This is a genomic window from Maridesulfovibrio sp. (genome assembly GCF_965230075.1).
Taxonomy (GTDB): domain Bacteria; phylum Desulfobacterota; class Desulfovibrionia; order Desulfovibrionales; family Desulfovibrionaceae; genus Maridesulfovibrio.
This window is the reverse complement of sequence record NZ_OZ245945.1, coordinates 3,636,264-3,653,428: the sequence shown is the minus strand read 5'-3', so window position 1 is coordinate 3,653,428 and position 17,165 is coordinate 3,636,264. Positions and strand designations below refer to the sequence as shown.

The following is a 17,165-nucleotide window of genomic DNA, read 5'->3' as shown; positions in this document are numbered from 1 at the left end:
CGCATAGGGTGATAGTGGTTAAATCTATTGTTAATGCCGATTTTTCAAGATAGAAACTATGTTATGAACAGATGGGGAGTTGTGAAAAATAGAATTTTGAGGCTGGCAATTTTTTGTTGTTTGCTGATTTTGATTTCCGGGTGCGGGAAGACGGTAATCGGCTATTCCGGAACAGGGAGTGGCGGCCGTATTTCGCATTCATCACTGAAGTACTCAGTAGTAAAAAGCGCGCGGTCCCAGATTGGTAAACCATATAAATGGGGCGGGGCATCCCCTAATGAGGGGTTTGATTGTTCCGGGCTTGTCTGGTGGGTGTATCAGCGCCACGGAATCAGCGTGCCACGGGTTTCATGGCAGCAGAAAGCGGTCGGGAGGTCTGTGCGCAGGAGCGATATTCAGGCCGGGGATATCGTGCTTTTCAAGATTCCCGGGCAGGGCAAGAGCCTGCATACAGGGATATATTCCGGCAATGGCTATTCGTTCATCCATAGCCCTAAGAGCGGGCACAGGGTGCGGGAAGAGTCCATGGAAAAGAATTACTGGCGCAAGTATTATGTCGGGGCGCGTAGGGTCATAAATTAAAAAAGGGAGTCAGCACTGCAGACTCCCTTTTTAATTATATATGTATTTGATCACTACTGGACAGTAGAGCAGGTCGGAGGCTGGATGTGTGCTCCGCTTCCGGCGTTGCCCAGTCTTTCAACGTAGTTTTTAACTTCGTCCTGTTCTCTCCAGCCATCATAGAGTTCCTGCCAATCCTTGAAGGTCATGACTTCGGATTCGAGGTAGGACTCGTGTCCTTTGATCCAGAGGTTGAAGAGATACATCTCCATTTTGAAATCTTTGGAGTCGAAAACCTTGGGGACAATCTTGCTGCTGTACTTGGTGCCGTCAAAGCGCGCGCCGATGAATGAGCAGACGGTGTTCATGGATTTCTGCTGGTCGATTTCCTCGTTGTTCATCAGGTCGAGCAAACCTTTCAGGTTGGGGTACTCCTTATCAATCTGGGTGCAGACTTCTTCAGGAACTTTCACTGACAGTTTCTTGCCTTCTTCAAAGATGAAGTAGAATCTCATCCAGTGGTCGAACATGAAAACTTCGGATATATCTTCGACAGCTTGGTTGAATGCTTTATTTGGCTTTGCTTTTTTCATGGTTTTCTCCTCACAGGATTTTAGCCGGGGAGTATTTACTCTGCTTCCGGCTGGGAAAGTTTTATATGTTCATGATGCGGCCTGTAGTCAAGGGGTAAAATAAGCTCTGCTGAAAAAATGTTAAAAATATTAAATGGTTAATTTGTGAAAAAAATATTTTGCTAATTGTGGGGAGGTTGGCGGCCAATTGTGTTAGCTTAAGTTCTTTACAATTGCTCCCTTTCTAGGGTAATGACACCTTCTTTGCAGCATATAATCGTGCAGCAAGTACGAAAAAAATATTCAGGAGGTCCTCCAAATGGGTAGGCACAAAAAGATCGAAAGAAAGAAAGAACTTCAGCGTAAACGTCATCGCAGAGCTAAAAGAATTAAGGCTCGCATCGCAGAAGCAAAGGCTGCAGCAGCCAGCTAAGTTATTTTACTGATCTGTTTCAGTCCCCGCGCGGGCTTTTGCCGGCATTAAGCGGGACTGATCCGGTTCAGCTCCCCTCATATTCAGGGACAGGTCCGCCAGCCTCAAGCATGAGGTGTGGCGTACCTTTTTTTATTGGAGGGTATTATGCCGATTTATGAATACCAATGTCATGAATGTCAGCAGATATTTGAAGAGTGGCAGACAAGCTTTGAAGATAAAGAGCTGGAATGTCCGGTCTGCGGTGGATTAGCCACCAAGGTCCTTTCTCATTCCTCCTTCGTCCTTAAAGGCGGAGGCTGGTATTCTTCCGGGTACTGTAAAACCGACTCGGCTGCCGGGAAAACCGGCAACTCAAGCCCGGCGGGGAGCGGTACCAGTGCATCCACTTCCTCGGATTCTTCCGCAAAGAGTTCCGACAGCGCATCAAGCTAGCTGATAAAGGCCAGACGGCCCGGTGTATTCCGGGCCGTCTGTTTTTTTGCGCTCTGAATTCTGTCCGATAAAATTTCCCTGTGTCTTGTCCCGGCCTGCCGTTTATAATATGGTTGGCCCTGGTCGTCTTAAACTTTACCTTTACTTTCAGAACAACTAACCGGAATTGGTAAAATGATTGAAAGATATACCCGTCCCGCTATGGGTGAACTGTGGACTCTGGAGAACCGCTTCAGGGTGTGGCTTGAAGTTGAAATCGCTGTCTGCGAAGCATGGCACAAGCTTGGCCGTATCCCTGCTGAAGACATGGAAATCATCCGTGAAAAGGCAGATTTCGAACTGGATCGCATCCTTGAGATCGAAGAAAAGACCAAACACGATGTAATCGCCTTCCTGACCGCAGTTGAAGAGAAGGTTGGTCCTTCCTCCCGCTTCATCCACCTCGGCTGCACTTCTTCCGATATTGTCGATACCGCCAACGGAGTTATGCTCAGCCGTGCCGGGAAGATGATTCTGGACGACCTTGATGAATTTCTGGCAGCCCTTAAGGAAATGGCGCATGCCAACAAGGGCCGCATGTGCATGGGCCGTACCCACGGTATCCACGCCGAGCCCACCAGCTTTGGTCTGAAAATGGCCGGCTTTTACGCTGAATTCTCCCGTCACCGTGAGCGCATTGCCGATGCCCTGAAAAGCGTCAGCGTGGGTAAAATTTCCGGTGCTGTGGGAACCTACGCCATGCTTGATCCCGAAGTAGAACGCATCACCTGCGAAATCCTCGGAATCGGTGTGGACCCCATTTCCACCCAGATCGTGCAGCGTGACCGCCACGCAGACTTCTTTACCGCACTGGGCCTGCTTGGCGGTGGTATCGAACGCCTCGGCGTTGAACTGCGCCATCTGCAGCGCACCGAGGTTCTCGAAGTTGAGGAAGGTTTCAGTAAGGGCCAGAAAGGTTCTTCCGCCATGCCTCATAAAAAGAACCCCATCTCCGCAGAAAACCTGTGTGGTCTTTCCCGTCTGCTGCGTACCAACGGTCTTGTTTCCATGGAAAACATGCCCCTCTGGCACGAGCGTGACATCAGCCACTCCTCCGTGGAAAGGGTTATCATGCCCGACTCCACCATCCTCGCCGACTACATTCTCGGCCGTATGACCGGAGTTATCAAAAGGTTGAAGATCAACGGCGACAACATGGACCGTAATCTTATGGCTTCCTACGGCCTGTTCTACTCCCAGCGTGTTCTTATTGCGCTGGTAGAAACCGGTCTTGAGCGTCAGAAGGCTTATGAAATGGTTCAGAAAGTTGCTATGCATTGCTGGGAAAATAAGGTTTCCTTCCCTGATGAAGTACGCAAGGATGAAACCATCAATTCCCACCTCGATAGCGGTGCTCTCGATGAAGCTTTTGATATGGGCTATTACACCCGCTATGAAGAGATGATCTTCAAAAGAGTGTTCGGTGAATAGCTTGGAAAGTTTTATTTTAAACTGATTTTTGCCCCCGGCGCAGTTGTTTCAGCTGCGCCGGGTCTTCTTTTTTGCAGTACTTTTACATTCATGTTAGGGTCTTAAAAAGCTACTTTTTAATAATGGAAAAGTGTTGTAAGGAAGCTGATTGAAAATACTTCTTTCAAGGTTTTTATTTTAACGTAAGTCATTGATTAGTGAATCAAATTTTGGGCGAAGGTTTTAGTTCTGCCTTATTTAATGTTACTGGGTTCGTCGTTTTGTTTTTTTGGGACAATGGAGTGTCGGGTCGGAATGAATTATTTTTTGAGAGTTTTTACGGCAGCTTATTTTCTGCTGGCAGGCTTTACTTCCCTTGGCTTTGCCAAGGGCTGGGAACCTGTAATTGACCCAACCCCGCTGGTTCCTGATTATATTCTTGCTGTTGACAAGGAATCCCAGAAGCTGCATCTGCTGGTTCATAAAAGTCCGTTGCACGCTGAAGCCAGTTTTACCTGCGCTACCGGGCAGGTTGCCGGTGACAAGACAGTTGAAGGAGACCTGAAAACTCCCGAAGGCGTCTACTTTACCACTGGAAAAAGAACCGGACTGAAGAATTTCAGCTTGTACGGGAAGATGGCTTTTCCTCTGGATTTTCCCAACCCGGTTGACCGCATAAAGGATAAAACCGGATACGGTATCTGGATTCATGGCCGAGGTAAGGAGCTTGTTCCCATGGACACTCAGGGGTGCGTGGCTCTGGTTAATACCGATATGGATTACCTTGATGAGAATATCAAGCCCGGTGCTCCTGTTGTTATCGGCGAGAAAGTCGGCTGGAACAATAACAGTGACGGGCAGACTGCTGAAGCTATTGAGTTGGAAAAACTCGTATATAAGTGGGCAGCAGATTGGGAAGCCCGTGATGAAGGCTTTTTTGCAGCTTATTCCCCGGAGCTGTTTGCCAAATCAGAGAGACGTTCTTTCAAGGCTTTTAAGAAACGTAAGAAAAGAATCTTCTCCCGGGCCGGATGGATCGACATTGAGCTGTACAACCTGCACGCTCTGCGCGGACCTGATTACTGGGTAACATGGTTTGACCAGTACTACCGTTCCGGCAGGCTGTCCTCTTCGTCTTCCAAGAGGCTCTACTGGCAGAAAGTGGATGGGCAATGGAAGATTGTAGGCCGTGAGTACGGTCCTTCGATCCGTTCTCTTAGAAAGGAGTATCTCGCCACCAAGCGGGATGATGTGGAAAAATTTCTCAAGATGTGGAAGGAAAGCTGGCTTTCAGCTGATATGGATAAGTATATTTCCCTGTACGATTCCCGGGCCAGACAAGGGCGTAGGAAGGGAGCAGATTCCATCAGGAAAAATAAAACTTCCATTTGGAAAGAACGTAAGCCCGCAACTGTTGAATTCGGCAAGTTGTCCCTGCGGGAACACCCTCGAGGGTTGCTGGCTGTTTTCAGGCAGGAATATTCGGATTCTTCCGGATACAGTGACAAGGGACTAAAAAAACTGGTTATCCGTCCGGAAAAAGACAGCTGGCGGATTGTTGACGAACAATGGAGAAAGCTCTGATGGGCAATACCAAGTACAATGTTCTTTTCATGCGTGACGACGACACCGTCAAACGTTACCGTCTCAGCCCTTTCTGGTTGAAGGTTCTTTTTTGGATTGTATTCATGCTTGCTGTCTGCGCCGGTGCCGGTGCTTGGGCCGGATACACCTTCTGGAGCGAGAACGCCCAGCTTAAGCAGGAAAAGATTGAGTTACAGAAGACACTTAATGACGCTTCTGTGCAACTGGAACGGTTGGAGAACGTTAACAAAATTCTTGATTCATACGATCCCAATGAGTTGCAGTCCCTGCTGGCCGCTGTTCCGGTGGAAGAGAAAAAGGTGGAAACCACTCCTGCTGTGGACCTGAATAAATTGCTTTTCTATAAGAACTTGATGCGGGCCGGTGTGGAGAATGTTAAGGTACGTAAGTCCGGTAACAGCTTGGCTTTGAGTTTCGACCTTAATAACCTGCAGACAGCTTCAGCTCTGAGCGGTCTTGCCACTGTCGAATTGATCGAAAACAACGGTAAGGGTGTCCAGATCAAGGCCAACCGCAATGATATGTCTTTCCACATTCAGCGGTTCAAGGTTGTCCGCACCCGTTTCGGTCTGCCTTCCGGAAAGTCCCTGAAAGATGTTTACGGCATCAGATTGATGATCACTACTAAAAAGGGTGAGTTGATTTTCAGTGAAGTATATCCTTTATCGCGCGTTCTTAATTAGTATTTTTACCCTGTGTCTGGCTTTTCCGGCTGCGGCACAACAGGTGAGGAACTATACCTTTTTTGAAGGTACGCAATATCCGCTGCGGGTTACCTGGGTTTTCGGTGACGAGCCGGGACCCACAATCATGGTTCAGGGTGGTATTCAGGGGGACGAACTGTCCGGCTTTTTTACTGCCCAGCTATTGACCCGCTGCAAGGTGCGCAAAGGAAATCTGATCATTGTTCCCCGGGCTAATGAACCCTCCATTTTACGCCGGACCCGGCAGATCAACGTCGACTTAAACCGTCGTTTCGACAAAGAATACAATAGCTTTTATGAAGATCGCCTTGCCCGCGCGATTCGTTTTCTTATCGGTGGAGCCGAAGGGTTTATCCACCTCCACGAGGGCAGCGGGTTTTACAACCCCAAGTATGTGAACAGTCTGCGTAACCCCAAGCGTTACGGCCAGTCCCTGATCATTGATGCCGCAGTCTACAAAGACATCCAGCTGGCTGAAATGTGCGAGCGCACCATCAAGAGTCTTAATAGTAAAATTAGTAATAAATCCTACTGGTTCACACTTTTCAATACCAAGACATTTGCAAAGGCTACTCAATACCCGGAAATGTTGAAATCCCTGACCTGCTATGCCTTGCATGAGCGGGGTATCCCGGCCATGGCCGTTGAAGTCAGTAAGGATATCAAGGATCTGGGCTGGAAGGTTCGCCAGCAGCTGCGGGCTACAGTCTACCTGCTGCACGAGTTCGGCCTTGAGCTTGACGTTCCGGAATTTTCTTTTCCCAAATCCCAGAAGGGGCAGGGCGTTGAAGTCTTGATTAACGGAAAGCCTTTGCGGGGAAAAAGCATTGAACTTGTTCGCGGCGCACCAGTTTCCACTTCCGGTAAGGCTAAGGCTGATACCGAGTTGGAACCGGCAGTGGCTGTATTTGCCAGTGACCGCCCGAATTTGAACCTGCTTACCGCTCCGCGTATGGCTTTGTCGCAGTTCCCGGCCCTTGAAGTTCGTATTGACGGCAGCAGGCAGGCCAAGGCCAAGGTCCGCTGGAAGGGCAGTAAGCCCGATCTTCCGGAAGTAAACGGTCCGGTTTTTCTCTGCTGGCTGAACGGTCAGCCCCAGTTCGTAAGTGCCGGGGGAACCCTGCAGGCGGTCGAGGGCGACCAGATTATTCTGGAAGGTATCCTCGGTAGCAGCAAAGAAGAAATCCTGAATCTTAAGGGATTCGTGGCTTCGGTCATGGTTAACAGCGGTCAGGATGTGGGCCATGAGATTATAGCCGATCCGTCCAATTTCATGGAAAAATACATGCTCAAGGGACCGGATGGGGTTTCACGGTACCGGGTAGTACGCGAAACTTTCGGCAAAAAACGTACAGAATTTTATCTGGCTATCGTACCCCGTGAAATTAAGGCCCTTGAACTGGCTGACGAAGACGGCAGATCTGATTTTGTTAACTGGACTAACGGGGATAGCAGAGATATCCTTCCAGACTCTTACGCTTTGAAAGATGTTTGGAGTAACGGTGAACGTTGCAAAATTCAGCCTTTTGTGGATAATATTCCAGTTTCATGGGGTGAATCCTTTGATGTCAGAGCCGGGAAGGAAACGGTCCTGACCATGCGTCATACCACTACCTTTGTGCCGGTGGGGCGGATGGTGCTCAAGGGTACGGATTATCTACAGACCCGGCTTGAGCAGTAAATGAAATAAGCCGGAAGGGAGAAGTGTGATGAAGCCAGAATTTGAAACCTGTTTCGTTAATCTTCCCTTGCGCTATATCTACAATTCTCCAGAGTATTTTGATTTTTTCATTGAAAATTCGATCCAGCCAGAACTGGGCTTGGATTGTCTAGGTGATGAATGTTTGAGCATGGATTGGCTCATATCCATCCGGGATCGTCTTGAAGAAGCTGAGTTGAAATGCACGGTGCATCTGCCGTTTCTGGATCTCAAGCCGTCCAGCCTGAATCCGGCCATCCGCAACGCCTCCATTGATACCTTGCTTACCGCCTTTGATCTGGCAAAATTGTTCTCTCCAGAACGGATGGTGTTGCATCCTTCATTTACTTCATGGCTTGAGCCGCCGCTGTTCGAAAGGGCTTACGCCAATTGCGTGGAAGGTGTGCGCCGCTTGAGCAATTCATGGCCTGACCATCCGCCGCTTTGTCTTGAGAATACTTACGAATTTACACCGGATGCCATTGTCCGCTTGGTGACTGATCTGGATCGGGAGAACATCGGCATCTGCTTTGATCTCGGGCATTGGTTTTCTTTTTCCAAAGGTTCGGAGCACGATGATTTTGATCTCTGGTTTGATGCCTTTGCGCCGTATATCAAGCACATGCATCTGCATGACAACAACGGCAGCAAGGATGAACATCTTGCCCTCGGGCAGGGCAAGATGGATTGGGAGCATATCCTTTCCCGGATGAGCGAACTCAATCCCTTACCGACATTCACCCTAGAGCCGCACAACCGTGATGATTTTCTTTTGACCTACGCCTATTTCAAAGAGCACGTAGCGCCTAACTTGTTTTGAGAAGTAGAATTTTAGATAAAAATCCCCGCAAAGTTAAACTTTGCGGGGATTTTTTATTTATGTCGCCTTGCCGCGCTAAATGCGAAGCTTTTCGAAAGGTTTTGAAAAGGATGGGGTCTGGGGAAGGAAAAACTTTTGCAAAAGTTTTTCCTTCCCCAGCCGCCGGAGGCAAATTTAACTCCCGATCATCTTTTCAGGCAGATAGAAGACTATTTCCGGGAACATGGTTACCAGAATTACCATCAGGACCATGATCACGAAGAAGGGGAAGGTCGCCTTGAGAATGTCTTTTACGTCGTCCCCGGTGATATATTGGATGACGAAGATAGAGAATCCAACGGGCGGTGTTACCTGAGATAGCTCGACCATGAATACCACGAAGATACCGAACCAGAGTGGATCGAATCCTGCTGCGGTTACGATAGGCAGCACGATGGGCAGGGTCATAACCACGATGGATATACCGTCGAGAATCATGCCCAGCATTACGTACATAATGCCGAGTACAAAAATGAGCATGTACGGCGAGAGGTTCAGGGTAGCGATGTATTTACTGATCGCGGTAGCAATACCGAGGAACCCGACAACCTGTGAAAGGAAAGCCGCACCGCAGATAATGAAGCAGATCATGCCGCTGGTTTTTACAGCGGAAAGCAGGGCTTCCTTGAAATTGGACAGGGTCAGGTTCTTGAACCAGCAAGCAATTCCCAGTGCGCCGAGCACACCGATTACCGCTGCTTCGGTGGGGGTGGTCAATCCGGCGTAGATGCCGCCGAGTACCACGGTGATAAGCAGGAAAACCGGGAAAAGGTCTTTCAGGGACTCAATGCGCTGGGCAGTAGTGAATTCTTCCTTCTCCTGCGGAACCAGTGTGGGGTCCATCATGCAGCGCACAATGATGTAAACGGAATATACGCCCGCAAGAGTCAGTCCGGGGATAACTCCGGCAATGAACAGCTGTCCGATGGATGTATCGGAAAGGATGCCGTAGATAATCATGATCAGGCTGGGCGGTATCAGGAAGCCCAGAGTACCGGACCCGGCAAGGGAACCGATTGCGAGGCTCTTGTGGTAGCCGCGCTCGGAAAGTTCATTGAAGGTGATCTTACCAACGGTGGCGGTGGTTGCAGCACTGGAGCCGGAAACTGCGGCGAAAAGGGAACAGGCCACAACGTTGATATGGTAGAGGCGTCCCGGAATATTGGACAGCCAAGGAACAAGACCGTTGAGCAACCGTGTGGAAATGGATGTGCGGTACAGGATCTCGCCCATGAGGATGAACAGGGGCAGGGCCGAAAGAGGCCATGAGTTCATGGTGTTCCACAGGGAGTTGGCCATGAGGTCACCAACCTTGTCCCACACGGAAATGGTCGGCGGTAGGTTCATCTTGCAGAAAAGCATGCCGCAGATAGCTGCTGCGTAGAGGGAAAATCCGATCCAGAGGCCGGAAAGCAGAAAAAGAACCATGGCCCCTACAAGGACAACGGCCAGCATCAAGGGATCACTTATCATTAATAGCTCTCCTGGCAATAAAGGCGATAATCTGGAGCAGAAGCAGGGCCAGACCGACGGGGATGGCCAGCTGGGGAATCCAGAGCGGGGTTTCGGCAATGGTGTCCGCAGTCATTTCAAGGTCCCATGTTTCATAGACCATCTGTAGGGTATAGCAGAGAGCGAATGCGGTGATTGCTGCTCCGATGATTCCGGAAATGATGTCAGCGATACGTTTGCCGTTTTCGGAAAAATGGGAAGTGAGCAGGTTGATCCTGATCAGTCCGTCTTCTTTCATCGTATAGGCCAGCCCGGTCAGGATCAGGAAAACAAGGGCGTAGCCGCCGTACTCACTGGAGACAAGGGTGGATGTGTTCAGTACTGAGCGCAGGAATATTTCAATGACCACGAGGGCCACGATAAAAAGCATCCCGGCTGCTGAAAGAAAGGCCCCTCCAACGGAGAGGCCTTCGATTAACCTGATAATTGCACGCATAGAATTCTACTTTTCGTAAGCCTTGATGGCTGCTTTAAAACCTTTTTTGGCACCTTTGAGGGTGTTTTCAAGCATAAGCTTGGCATCTTTGTGCAGCATGTCGCTGATTTCCTTGGAGGGCTCGGAAATTACGATGCCCTTTTCAGCGAGTATTTTGAGGGATTCGTCGTTGCTCTTTGCGGACTGTTCCCACTGGTAGGCTTCAATTTCAGCAGCAGCCTTGAGCACGGCTTCCTGCTGTTTGGGATTCAGGGCATCCCAGTAGTCTTGGTTGATAACCATCATGTTCAGGGGGAATGCGTAGTTGATTTTAGTGAAATACTTGAGGTTTTCCCAGAATTTACCGTCCTTTCCGGAAACTGCGGAGGTCAGCACGGAATCAACGAGTCCGGTCTGCAGTGCGGAGTAGAGTTCGCCCCAAGGCAGGGACATGGGGCTGGCACCTGCTGCGCGGAGCAGTTCTGCGCCGTTTTTATCATAGGTACGGGTCTTGAGACCTTCGAAATCAGCAACGGTTTTGAGCGGTTTCTTGGTGAAAAGTCCGCTGGGAGGCCAAGGTGCGGCGTAGAGCATTTTCTGGTTCCAACGGCGGCAGGCCTTATCATAATAAGGTTTGGCTGCTTCATAGAGCTTCTTGGCTTCAGCATAATCGTTTGCCAGCAGGGGCATGGAGCTTACACCGAAAACCTGATCGGAACCGGAAACAACGCCCATAAGGATATCAGACATGGGCAGGGTGCCGTCTTTAACTGTCTTAAGAAGTTCGGGGCCTTTGAAACCGAGGCTTCCGCCGGGGTGGACGGTGATCTGTACTGAACCGGAGGTGTATTCAGCGACTTTATCGGCAAAGAGCTTGCCGCCTTGGGAATGGAAGTTGGTGGCTCCGTAGATGGCGTTACAGTCCATCTTGAGGTCTGCGGCTTGGGCGGAAATGGCAAAGGCCAGAACCATGAGCAGGGCAGTGGTGATCCGTTTTAACATGAGTAACCTCCGTTTGGGTTTTGCTATTTTTGTTATTTTAGAAATACTATTTTTTAAGGTTGTCCGTTATTTGCGTTTTAATATTTGTGAAAAATTAAAAAACTCGAAAAAATGGAAACAGTTTTTACGGGTATTTTAAAAATAGATTGTTCGTTTTTGGGGTGTATTGAGCGAATCAAGAGTGTTTATACACATAATTTGACAAAAATAAAATCTTTTAAATGTGGACAAAATTGGTTAATGTTCGCTCGAATCGGAAAATAGACCCTAAATAAAATGACAAATCGCAATTTATGCATAGCGATTTAATATTGACCCAGCGGAGGAAATATAGTGCTGATAATTGGAGTAGACACCGGAGGAACATTTACAGATTTCATTTATAAGGACGGAGATAAATGGGGCGTACATAAGCGCCTTTCCACTCCTCATGATCCGTCCGAGGCCGTAATTAACGGCATTAAGCACATTGCAGGCGACCGTGCTGTTCAAGTTGTCCATGGTTCCACCGTCGCCACCAACGCCATCCTTGAACGTAAGGGTGTAAAGACCGCCTTGATCACAAATGAGGGTTTTGAAGACGTTATCCAGATCGGACGCCAGAATCGTTCAGACCTCTATGATTTATCTTTTTGTAAAAAGCCTCATATTGTTCCCCCGGAACTCCGCTTCGGAATTACCGGAAGAATTGATCATGAAGGGAACGAAATAGAACCTTTTTCTGAAGAAAAAGTGCAAGTTATTTTGCAAAGAATTAAAGATTCCGGTGTGGAATCCGTCGCACTTTGTCTCCTTTTTTCGTACTTAAATCCCGAACATGAGAACAGAATGCGCGAACTTTTGGACGCAGTCGGTGTTCCGGTTTCTGTTTCTCACGAAATCCTTGCTGAATTCCGCGAGTTTGAGCGTACTTCCACCACAGTTATCAACGCTTATGTTTCTCCCAAGATGACCAAGTATCTGACCAAGCTGCAGAATACTCTCGGCGACGATCCCCTGCGCATTATGCAGAGTAACGGTGGTTCCATCTCCGCGGAAACTGCCATGAACGAGTCTGTGCGGACCATCCTTTCCGGTCCTGCTGGCGGCGCAGTCGGTGCTCACGCTATCGGACAGATGGCCGGTTATGACCGTCTGATCACTTTCGATATGGGCGGAACTTCTTCCGATGTTGCATTAATTAATGAAGAGCTGCCCCTGACTCTGGAATCCGCAATTGAGGATTACCCGGTCAAGGTGCCCATGATTGATATCCATACCGTTGGTGCCGGTGGCGGTTCCATTGCCCGTCTTGATGCCGGTGGATCACTGACCGTCGGTCCTGAAAGTGCGGGTGCTGATCCTGGTCCGATCTGCTACGGCAAAGGTTCCGAGATCACCGTTACCGACGCCAACCTCTACCTTGGCCGCCTTATCCCCGAGCATTTCCTCGGCGGTGAGATGTCCCTTGAGACTGAAAAGCTGAATCAGGCCATGGAAGCAATGGCAGAAAAAGCGGGCCTGACCCCGGTGGAACTGGCTGAAGGTATCCTTGATATCGCCAACACCAACATGGAGCGCGCTATTCGCGTAATTTCCGTTGAGCGCGGCTTCGACCCCCGCGAATTCACCATGTTTTCCTTCGGCGGTGCGGGCGGTATGCATTGCGCATTTCTTGCCAAGTTGCTTTCTATTCCCAAACTGTTCATCCCCAACAACCCGGGTATTCTTTCCGCAGTGGGCATGGTCATGGCTGACGTTATCAAGGATTACTCCCTGACCGTCATGCGCGACCAGCACAACACCAATGACGTGGATCTTGAAGAGCTCTTCGCTCCGCTGGAAGCACAGGGCCGCGCTGATCTGGCTGAAGAGGGCTTTGCCTCCGACGACATCATTGTCGAACGTTTTCTCGACATGCGTTATCAGGGCCAGTCCTTTGAAATCATCGTGCCCTTCAGCGGTGACTGGATTGAGGAATTCTCACGTCTGCACAAGCAGAACTACGGCTACCGCAACGATGACAAGACTGTTGAAATCGTCAACATCCGTCTGCGTACCAAGGGCATGCCCACCAAGCCGGAATTCCCCGAAGCGGGCGAATTGGTTTCCGAAATGGACCCCGAAGCACTGCTCGGCACCACCGAGACTGTTTTCGATTCCAATAAAATGGAAACCCGTATTCTCAACCGTGAAAAGCTGCGCCCCGGCAACAAAGTCGCCGGTCCGGCAATCATCATCGAATACAGCTCCACTCTGGTTATCCCGCCCTTTGCCAAGGGTGAGGTCGATCCCTACGGCAACCTTATTTTCGACATCGAGTAGTCAGGAGGTTTATATATAATGAATGTGAATCCGATCCTCCTTGAGGTTTTCAAGAACAGGTTTGCGGCCATCTCTGAAGAAATGGGCGTAACCCTGACCCGTACCGCTTTCTCCCCCAATATCAAGGAACGGCGTGACCTTTCCTGTGCGGTCTTTGATCACAAAGGCGACATGGTTGCGCAGGCCGCGCATATCCCGGTGCACCTCGGCTCCATGCCCCTTTCCGTGAAATCCGCCATTGAAAACAGTGATTTCAAAGAAGGCGATATGGTCATGCTCAACGACCCTTTCAAGGGCGGAACCCATCTGCCGGACATCACCCTTGTGGCTCCGGTTTTCTGTGAAGGTTCCACCGAGCCTGCCTTTTACGTAGCCAACCGCGCCCACCATTCCGATGTGGGCGGCATGGCTTCCGGTTCCATGCCTCTTTCAACCTCCCTCTATCAGGAAGGGATCATTATCCCCCCGGTGAAGGTTGTGGAAAATGGTGAAATCGTGCCCGGAGTTATGGCCCTGCTGCTCAACAACGTGCGTACTCCGGTGGAGCGTGAAGGCGATTTTGCAGCCCAGATCATGGCTAACCTGACCGGAGTTACCCGACTCAAGGAACTCATTGAAAAGTACGGTCTTGCCAAGGTTGATTTTTACGCGGCCAGCCTGAACGATTACGCTGAGTCCATCACCCGCAACACCATTAAGTCTATCCCTGACGGAACTTACCAGTTCACCGACTACATGGATGGTGACGGTGTTGATTGCGAGAACGTACCCATTTCCGTGACCATGGAAGTAAAGGGTGATAGTGCCAAGCTCGATTTCACCGCATCCGGTGATCAGGTTACCGGAAGTGTCAACGCTGTTCGGTCCATCACTCTTTCCGCGGTCCTTTATGTTTTCCGGTCACTTATCGAAGGTGACGTACCCACCAACGCAGGTATCCTGCGGCCCATTGAAGTGCTGACCCGCAAAGGTTCCATTCTTGATGCGAACTTCCCCGCAGCAGTTGCAGGCGGTAACGTGGAAACTTCCCAGCGCGTGGTGGACGTGGTTCTCGGTGCGCTTGCTGAAGCTATTCCGCAGCGCATTCCGGCTGCAAGTCAGGGAACCATGAACAACATGACCATTGGCGGCATGGATGAGCGTACCGGCAAGCCTTTTGCCTACTACGAAACCCTCGCCGGGGGCATGGGCGCATCCGCCACCTGTAGTGGTGAGCATGCCACCCATTCACACATGACCAACACCCTGAATACCCCGGTGGAAGCTCTCGAATACAGCTATCCGTTTCGGGTAAAGACCTACTGCATCCGCAAGAATACCGGCGGGGCAGGCAGAATCCCCGGCGGTGACGGTCTTGTGCGTGAAATTGAGCTGCTCTCCGATTGTGAAATCACCGTGCTTTCCGAGCGTCGGGTTAACGCGCCTTACGGTCTGCAGGGCGGAAGCCCCGGAACTCCCGGCAAGAATATTTTGATCCGTGATGGTGAGGAAATAGTTCAGCCCGGTAAGTTTCATTCGCCGCTCAAGAAAGGTGATATCATCCGCATGGAAACTCCCGGAGGCGGCGGCTGGGGGAAATAGGATGCCTCCGGCAGCCAAAGAAACTTTTTGAAAAAAGTTTCTCTGGACTCTTCAAAAACTTTTAATAGGGCTTCGCCGTGTAACGCGGTAAGCTTTCCTACTAAAGAACTCAAAGCGGTCCGACATTTCTGGCAAATGTCGGACCGCTTTTTTGGGTGATTGTTCCAGCAGGGAACAAACGTTTGGAGTTCAAACAATCTAAAATATTTTAAGCTCACACAGCTTTTCCAAACGAAGCTGCGAAGCAAATTAAAAAAGTTTGGGATTCTAAAACCCTTTTCAAAGGGTTTTAGGCCCCCGGCAGGGTCGCCGAAGGCAAACTCTTTCATCCAAAAGCGCGTTAGCGCATCAAATTAATCCAATCCTACTTCAGGTGCGACTTTGGTCACGGCTTCGATGGAGATAGCGAAAAAGTCTCCCAGTTCGAGGCCGATCTTATCACATTCTTTGATGATCTCACGATCTACACTGGCGGCGAAGGCCTTAGCCTTCATTTTCTTCTTGAGGCTCTTAGGCTTCATACCGTTCATTTTTTCAGGGCGCATGAGCGCGTTGGCATGGATCAGTCCGGTCACGGTCTCACCGCAACGCAGGGCGAAATCGAAATCGGACTGCGGCGCAATTCCGGTCATATCGCCGTTATGGGCACGGATTGCCTGAATTGCTTCATCGGGCAGCTTGCCTTCGAGCATTTCTGCGGCGATAAGGCCGTGCTTTTCCGGGGTATCGGCGGTCTCGCTGTAATCGAGATCATGCAGCAGTCCGGTCATGGACCAGAGTTCCACATCCTGGCCCAGTTTTTCTGCCAGCGCGCCGAGCACGGCTTCGGATTCGAGGGAATGCTGGATCAGGTTTTCTTCTTTTACATTTGACTTGAGTAGTTCAAGTGCTTCATCACGTGAAATCATTTTGAAATCCTTTTGTTGCTGAAATTACAAGAAATATCTGGCTGCTGCCACCAGCCCCATACCGACCGCCACGGTGCCGAAGAAATTGCGGGTGAACATGGCTACCGCAAAGGTAGGCACTGCTACCCAAAAGTAAAGGTTGTTGAAAGTCAGGTCGATAACACCTTCGGGCGCAAGCAATGACGGCATCAGCAGGGCGGAAAGTACCGCTGTGGGTACGTAGGAAAGCCATTTGACCACGACGGGCGGGAGGTCTCGGGAACTCAGGGCCAGTGCCGGGAGCGCACGCGGGATGTAGGTTACCGCCATCATGCCGAACAAGGTGAAAAGTATTGTCTGCTGGTCCATTATTTGTTCCCCCATTTAACTGCTGCGCCGAGAGTTGCGCCTATAAGGGTGGCGATAATTACGTTCCACTGGCCTGCTCCGCCGAGAGCCAGTGCGGTTGATAACAGTCCGGTGATGAGTCCTACAATGACGTGGCTCTTATCCTTGATCTGGAAAATGAGCAGGGCGATAAACATGGCCGGAAGTGCGTAATCTAGGCCCATGGGTTTTACGTCATTGATAAGCGTGCTGGAGAATATACCTAGTACGGTTCCGCCAACCCAAGCTGCTTGGGCAATGGAGTTGATCAGGAATGTTTCGCCCTTGTGGTTGTCTCCGTCAGCGAAGCGGGTGGAATGCACCGCAAAGCTTTCATCAGTGAGCTGGAAGGTAAACCCGGCAATCTCAAGCTTACTCCATTTCTTAAGGTAGGGTGAAAGGGCCGCAGACATAAGCATGTGGCGCAAGTTAACAATGAAAGTTGTGATGATCACAGATAGGGCGGAGGCACCTGAAGCGATCAGTCCCACGGCGATAAACTGTGCTGATCCGGCAAAGACGATTAGGGACATGATCACTGTGTTATCAATGGAGATACCGGACTTGCGGGCCAGTACACCGTATGCGAAGCCCACAGGCAGGTAGCCCAGCACAATGGGCAAAGCCTGCTTGAAAGCTGAAATTAATACACTGTTTTGTTTTATCTTTTGGGAATTCATTACGGATTCCATATTTACCTCTCCCGTTCGTAAAATTCAAACTTGCTATTCCGATTTGCTTGCCAGTGTACATAAAATCT

Annotated in this window: 16 protein-coding genes; 9 read left to right on the top strand and 7 right to left on the bottom strand. The window is 49.9% G+C overall.

Going from position 1 to position 17,165, the window contains the following annotated elements:
* The first annotated feature begins 81 nt into the window (after window positions 1-81).
* Entirely contained in the window at window positions 82-582 is a 501-nt protein-coding gene (locus ACO05Z_RS16565) for a C40 family peptidase (protein WP_421903293.1), read from the top strand.
* Window positions 583-635: 53 nt separating this feature from the next.
* Here the strand turns inward: ACO05Z_RS16565 and ACO05Z_RS16560 are convergent, their stop codons facing one another.
* Window positions 636-1,154 (bottom strand): hypothetical protein, encoded by a 519-nt coding sequence (locus tag ACO05Z_RS16560; RefSeq protein ID WP_421903291.1) that lies wholly within the window; start codon window positions 1,152-1,154, stop codon window positions 636-638.
* A gap of 559 nt (window positions 1,155-1,713) precedes the next feature.
* On the opposite strand from ACO05Z_RS16560, the gene ACO05Z_RS16555 reads away from it, so the two are divergent.
* From ACO05Z_RS16555 to ACO05Z_RS16530, 6 genes are all read left to right on the top strand, one after another.
* A complete protein-coding gene (locus ACO05Z_RS16555) occupies window positions 1,714-2,001 on the top strand; it encodes an FmdB family zinc ribbon protein (protein WP_421903290.1) in 288 nt (95 codons plus the stop codon).
* Between the two features lie 174 nt (window positions 2,002-2,175).
* On the top strand, window positions 2,176-3,471 hold the full coding sequence (gene purB / locus ACO05Z_RS16550; protein WP_421903289.1) for an adenylosuccinate lyase: 1,296 nt from the start codon (window positions 2,176-2,178) through the stop codon (window positions 3,469-3,471).
* 294 nt (window positions 3,472-3,765) lie between these two features.
* Window positions 3,766-5,034 carry a L,D-transpeptidase family protein gene (locus ACO05Z_RS16545; RefSeq protein WP_421903288.1) on the top strand — a complete coding sequence of 423 codons (1,269 nt, stop codon included), beginning with the start codon at window positions 3,766-3,768 and terminating at the stop codon, window positions 5,032-5,034.
* Complete coding sequence (locus ACO05Z_RS16540; RefSeq protein WP_421903287.1) at window positions 5,034-5,738, top strand: hypothetical protein; 705 nt, start codon at window positions 5,034-5,036, stop codon at window positions 5,736-5,738. Before ACO05Z_RS16545 ends, ACO05Z_RS16540 begins: the two co-directional genes overlap by 1 nt.
* 43 nt (window positions 5,739-5,781) lie before the next feature.
* The gene (locus ACO05Z_RS16535) at window positions 5,782-7,440 is read left to right on the top strand and encodes a M99 family carboxypeptidase catalytic domain-containing protein (protein ID WP_421903286.1); all 1,659 of its coding nucleotides are present in this window, start codon (window positions 5,782-5,784) and stop codon (window positions 7,438-7,440) included.
* A gap of 28 nt (window positions 7,441-7,468) precedes the next feature.
* Window positions 7,469-8,278: a sugar phosphate isomerase/epimerase family protein gene (locus ACO05Z_RS16530; protein ID WP_421903285.1), complete on the top strand. Its 810-nt coding sequence runs from the start codon at window positions 7,469-7,471 to the stop codon at window positions 8,276-8,278.
* Window positions 8,279-8,452: 174 nt separating this feature from the next.
* Here the strand turns inward: ACO05Z_RS16530 and ACO05Z_RS16525 are convergent, their stop codons facing one another.
* The 3 genes from ACO05Z_RS16525 to ACO05Z_RS16515 are packed head-to-tail and all read right to left on the bottom strand — an operon-like array spanning window position 8,453 to window position 11,246.
* A complete protein-coding gene (locus ACO05Z_RS16525; protein WP_421903284.1) occupies window positions 8,453-9,790 on the bottom strand; it encodes a TRAP transporter large permease in 1,338 nt (445 codons plus the stop codon).
* The gene (locus ACO05Z_RS16520; protein ID WP_421903283.1) at window positions 9,780-10,265 is read right to left on the bottom strand and encodes a TRAP transporter small permease subunit; all 486 of its coding nucleotides are present in this window, start codon (window positions 10,263-10,265) and stop codon (window positions 9,780-9,782) included. Before ACO05Z_RS16520 ends, ACO05Z_RS16525 begins: the two co-directional genes overlap by 11 nt.
* A gap of 6 nt (window positions 10,266-10,271) precedes the next feature.
* Complete coding sequence (locus ACO05Z_RS16515; protein ID WP_421903282.1) at window positions 10,272-11,246, bottom strand: TRAP transporter substrate-binding protein; 975 nt, start codon at window positions 11,244-11,246, stop codon at window positions 10,272-10,274.
* 333 nt (window positions 11,247-11,579) lie between these two features.
* Here ACO05Z_RS16515 and ACO05Z_RS16510 point away from each other — a divergent pair, with 333 nt between their 5' ends.
* Together ACO05Z_RS16510 and ACO05Z_RS16505 are read left to right on the top strand one after the other, a co-directional pair.
* Entirely contained in the window at window positions 11,580-13,550 is a 1,971-nt protein-coding gene (locus ACO05Z_RS16510; protein ID WP_421903281.1) for a hydantoinase/oxoprolinase family protein, read from the top strand.
* Between the two features lie 18 nt (window positions 13,551-13,568).
* On the top strand, window positions 13,569-15,131 hold the full coding sequence (locus ACO05Z_RS16505; RefSeq protein WP_421903280.1) for a hydantoinase B/oxoprolinase family protein: 1,563 nt from the start codon (window positions 13,569-13,571) through the stop codon (window positions 15,129-15,131).
* Window positions 15,132-15,484: 353 nt separating this feature from the next.
* Here ACO05Z_RS16505 and ACO05Z_RS16500 read toward each other — a convergent pair whose 3' ends face one another.
* Genes ACO05Z_RS16500 through ACO05Z_RS16490 form a run of 3 tightly spaced genes read right to left on the bottom strand, consistent with a single transcriptional unit; the run spans window position 15,485 to window position 17,097 of the window.
* Window positions 15,485-16,039, bottom strand: a complete 555-nt coding sequence (locus ACO05Z_RS16500) for an HDIG domain-containing metalloprotein (RefSeq protein ID WP_421903279.1) — start codon at window positions 16,037-16,039, stop codon at window positions 15,485-15,487.
* A 24-nt stretch (window positions 16,040-16,063) separates the two neighbouring features.
* Window positions 16,064-16,387, bottom strand: a complete 324-nt coding sequence (locus ACO05Z_RS16495) for an AzlD domain-containing protein (RefSeq protein ID WP_421903278.1) — start codon at window positions 16,385-16,387, stop codon at window positions 16,064-16,066.
* Window positions 16,387-17,097 carry an AzlC family ABC transporter permease gene (locus ACO05Z_RS16490; RefSeq protein ID WP_421903277.1) on the bottom strand — a complete coding sequence of 237 codons (711 nt, stop codon included), beginning with the start codon at window positions 17,095-17,097 and terminating at the stop codon, window positions 16,387-16,389. The genes ACO05Z_RS16495 and ACO05Z_RS16490 overlap by 1 nt, the downstream gene beginning before the upstream one ends.
* Window positions 17,098-17,165: the final 68 nt, after the last annotated feature.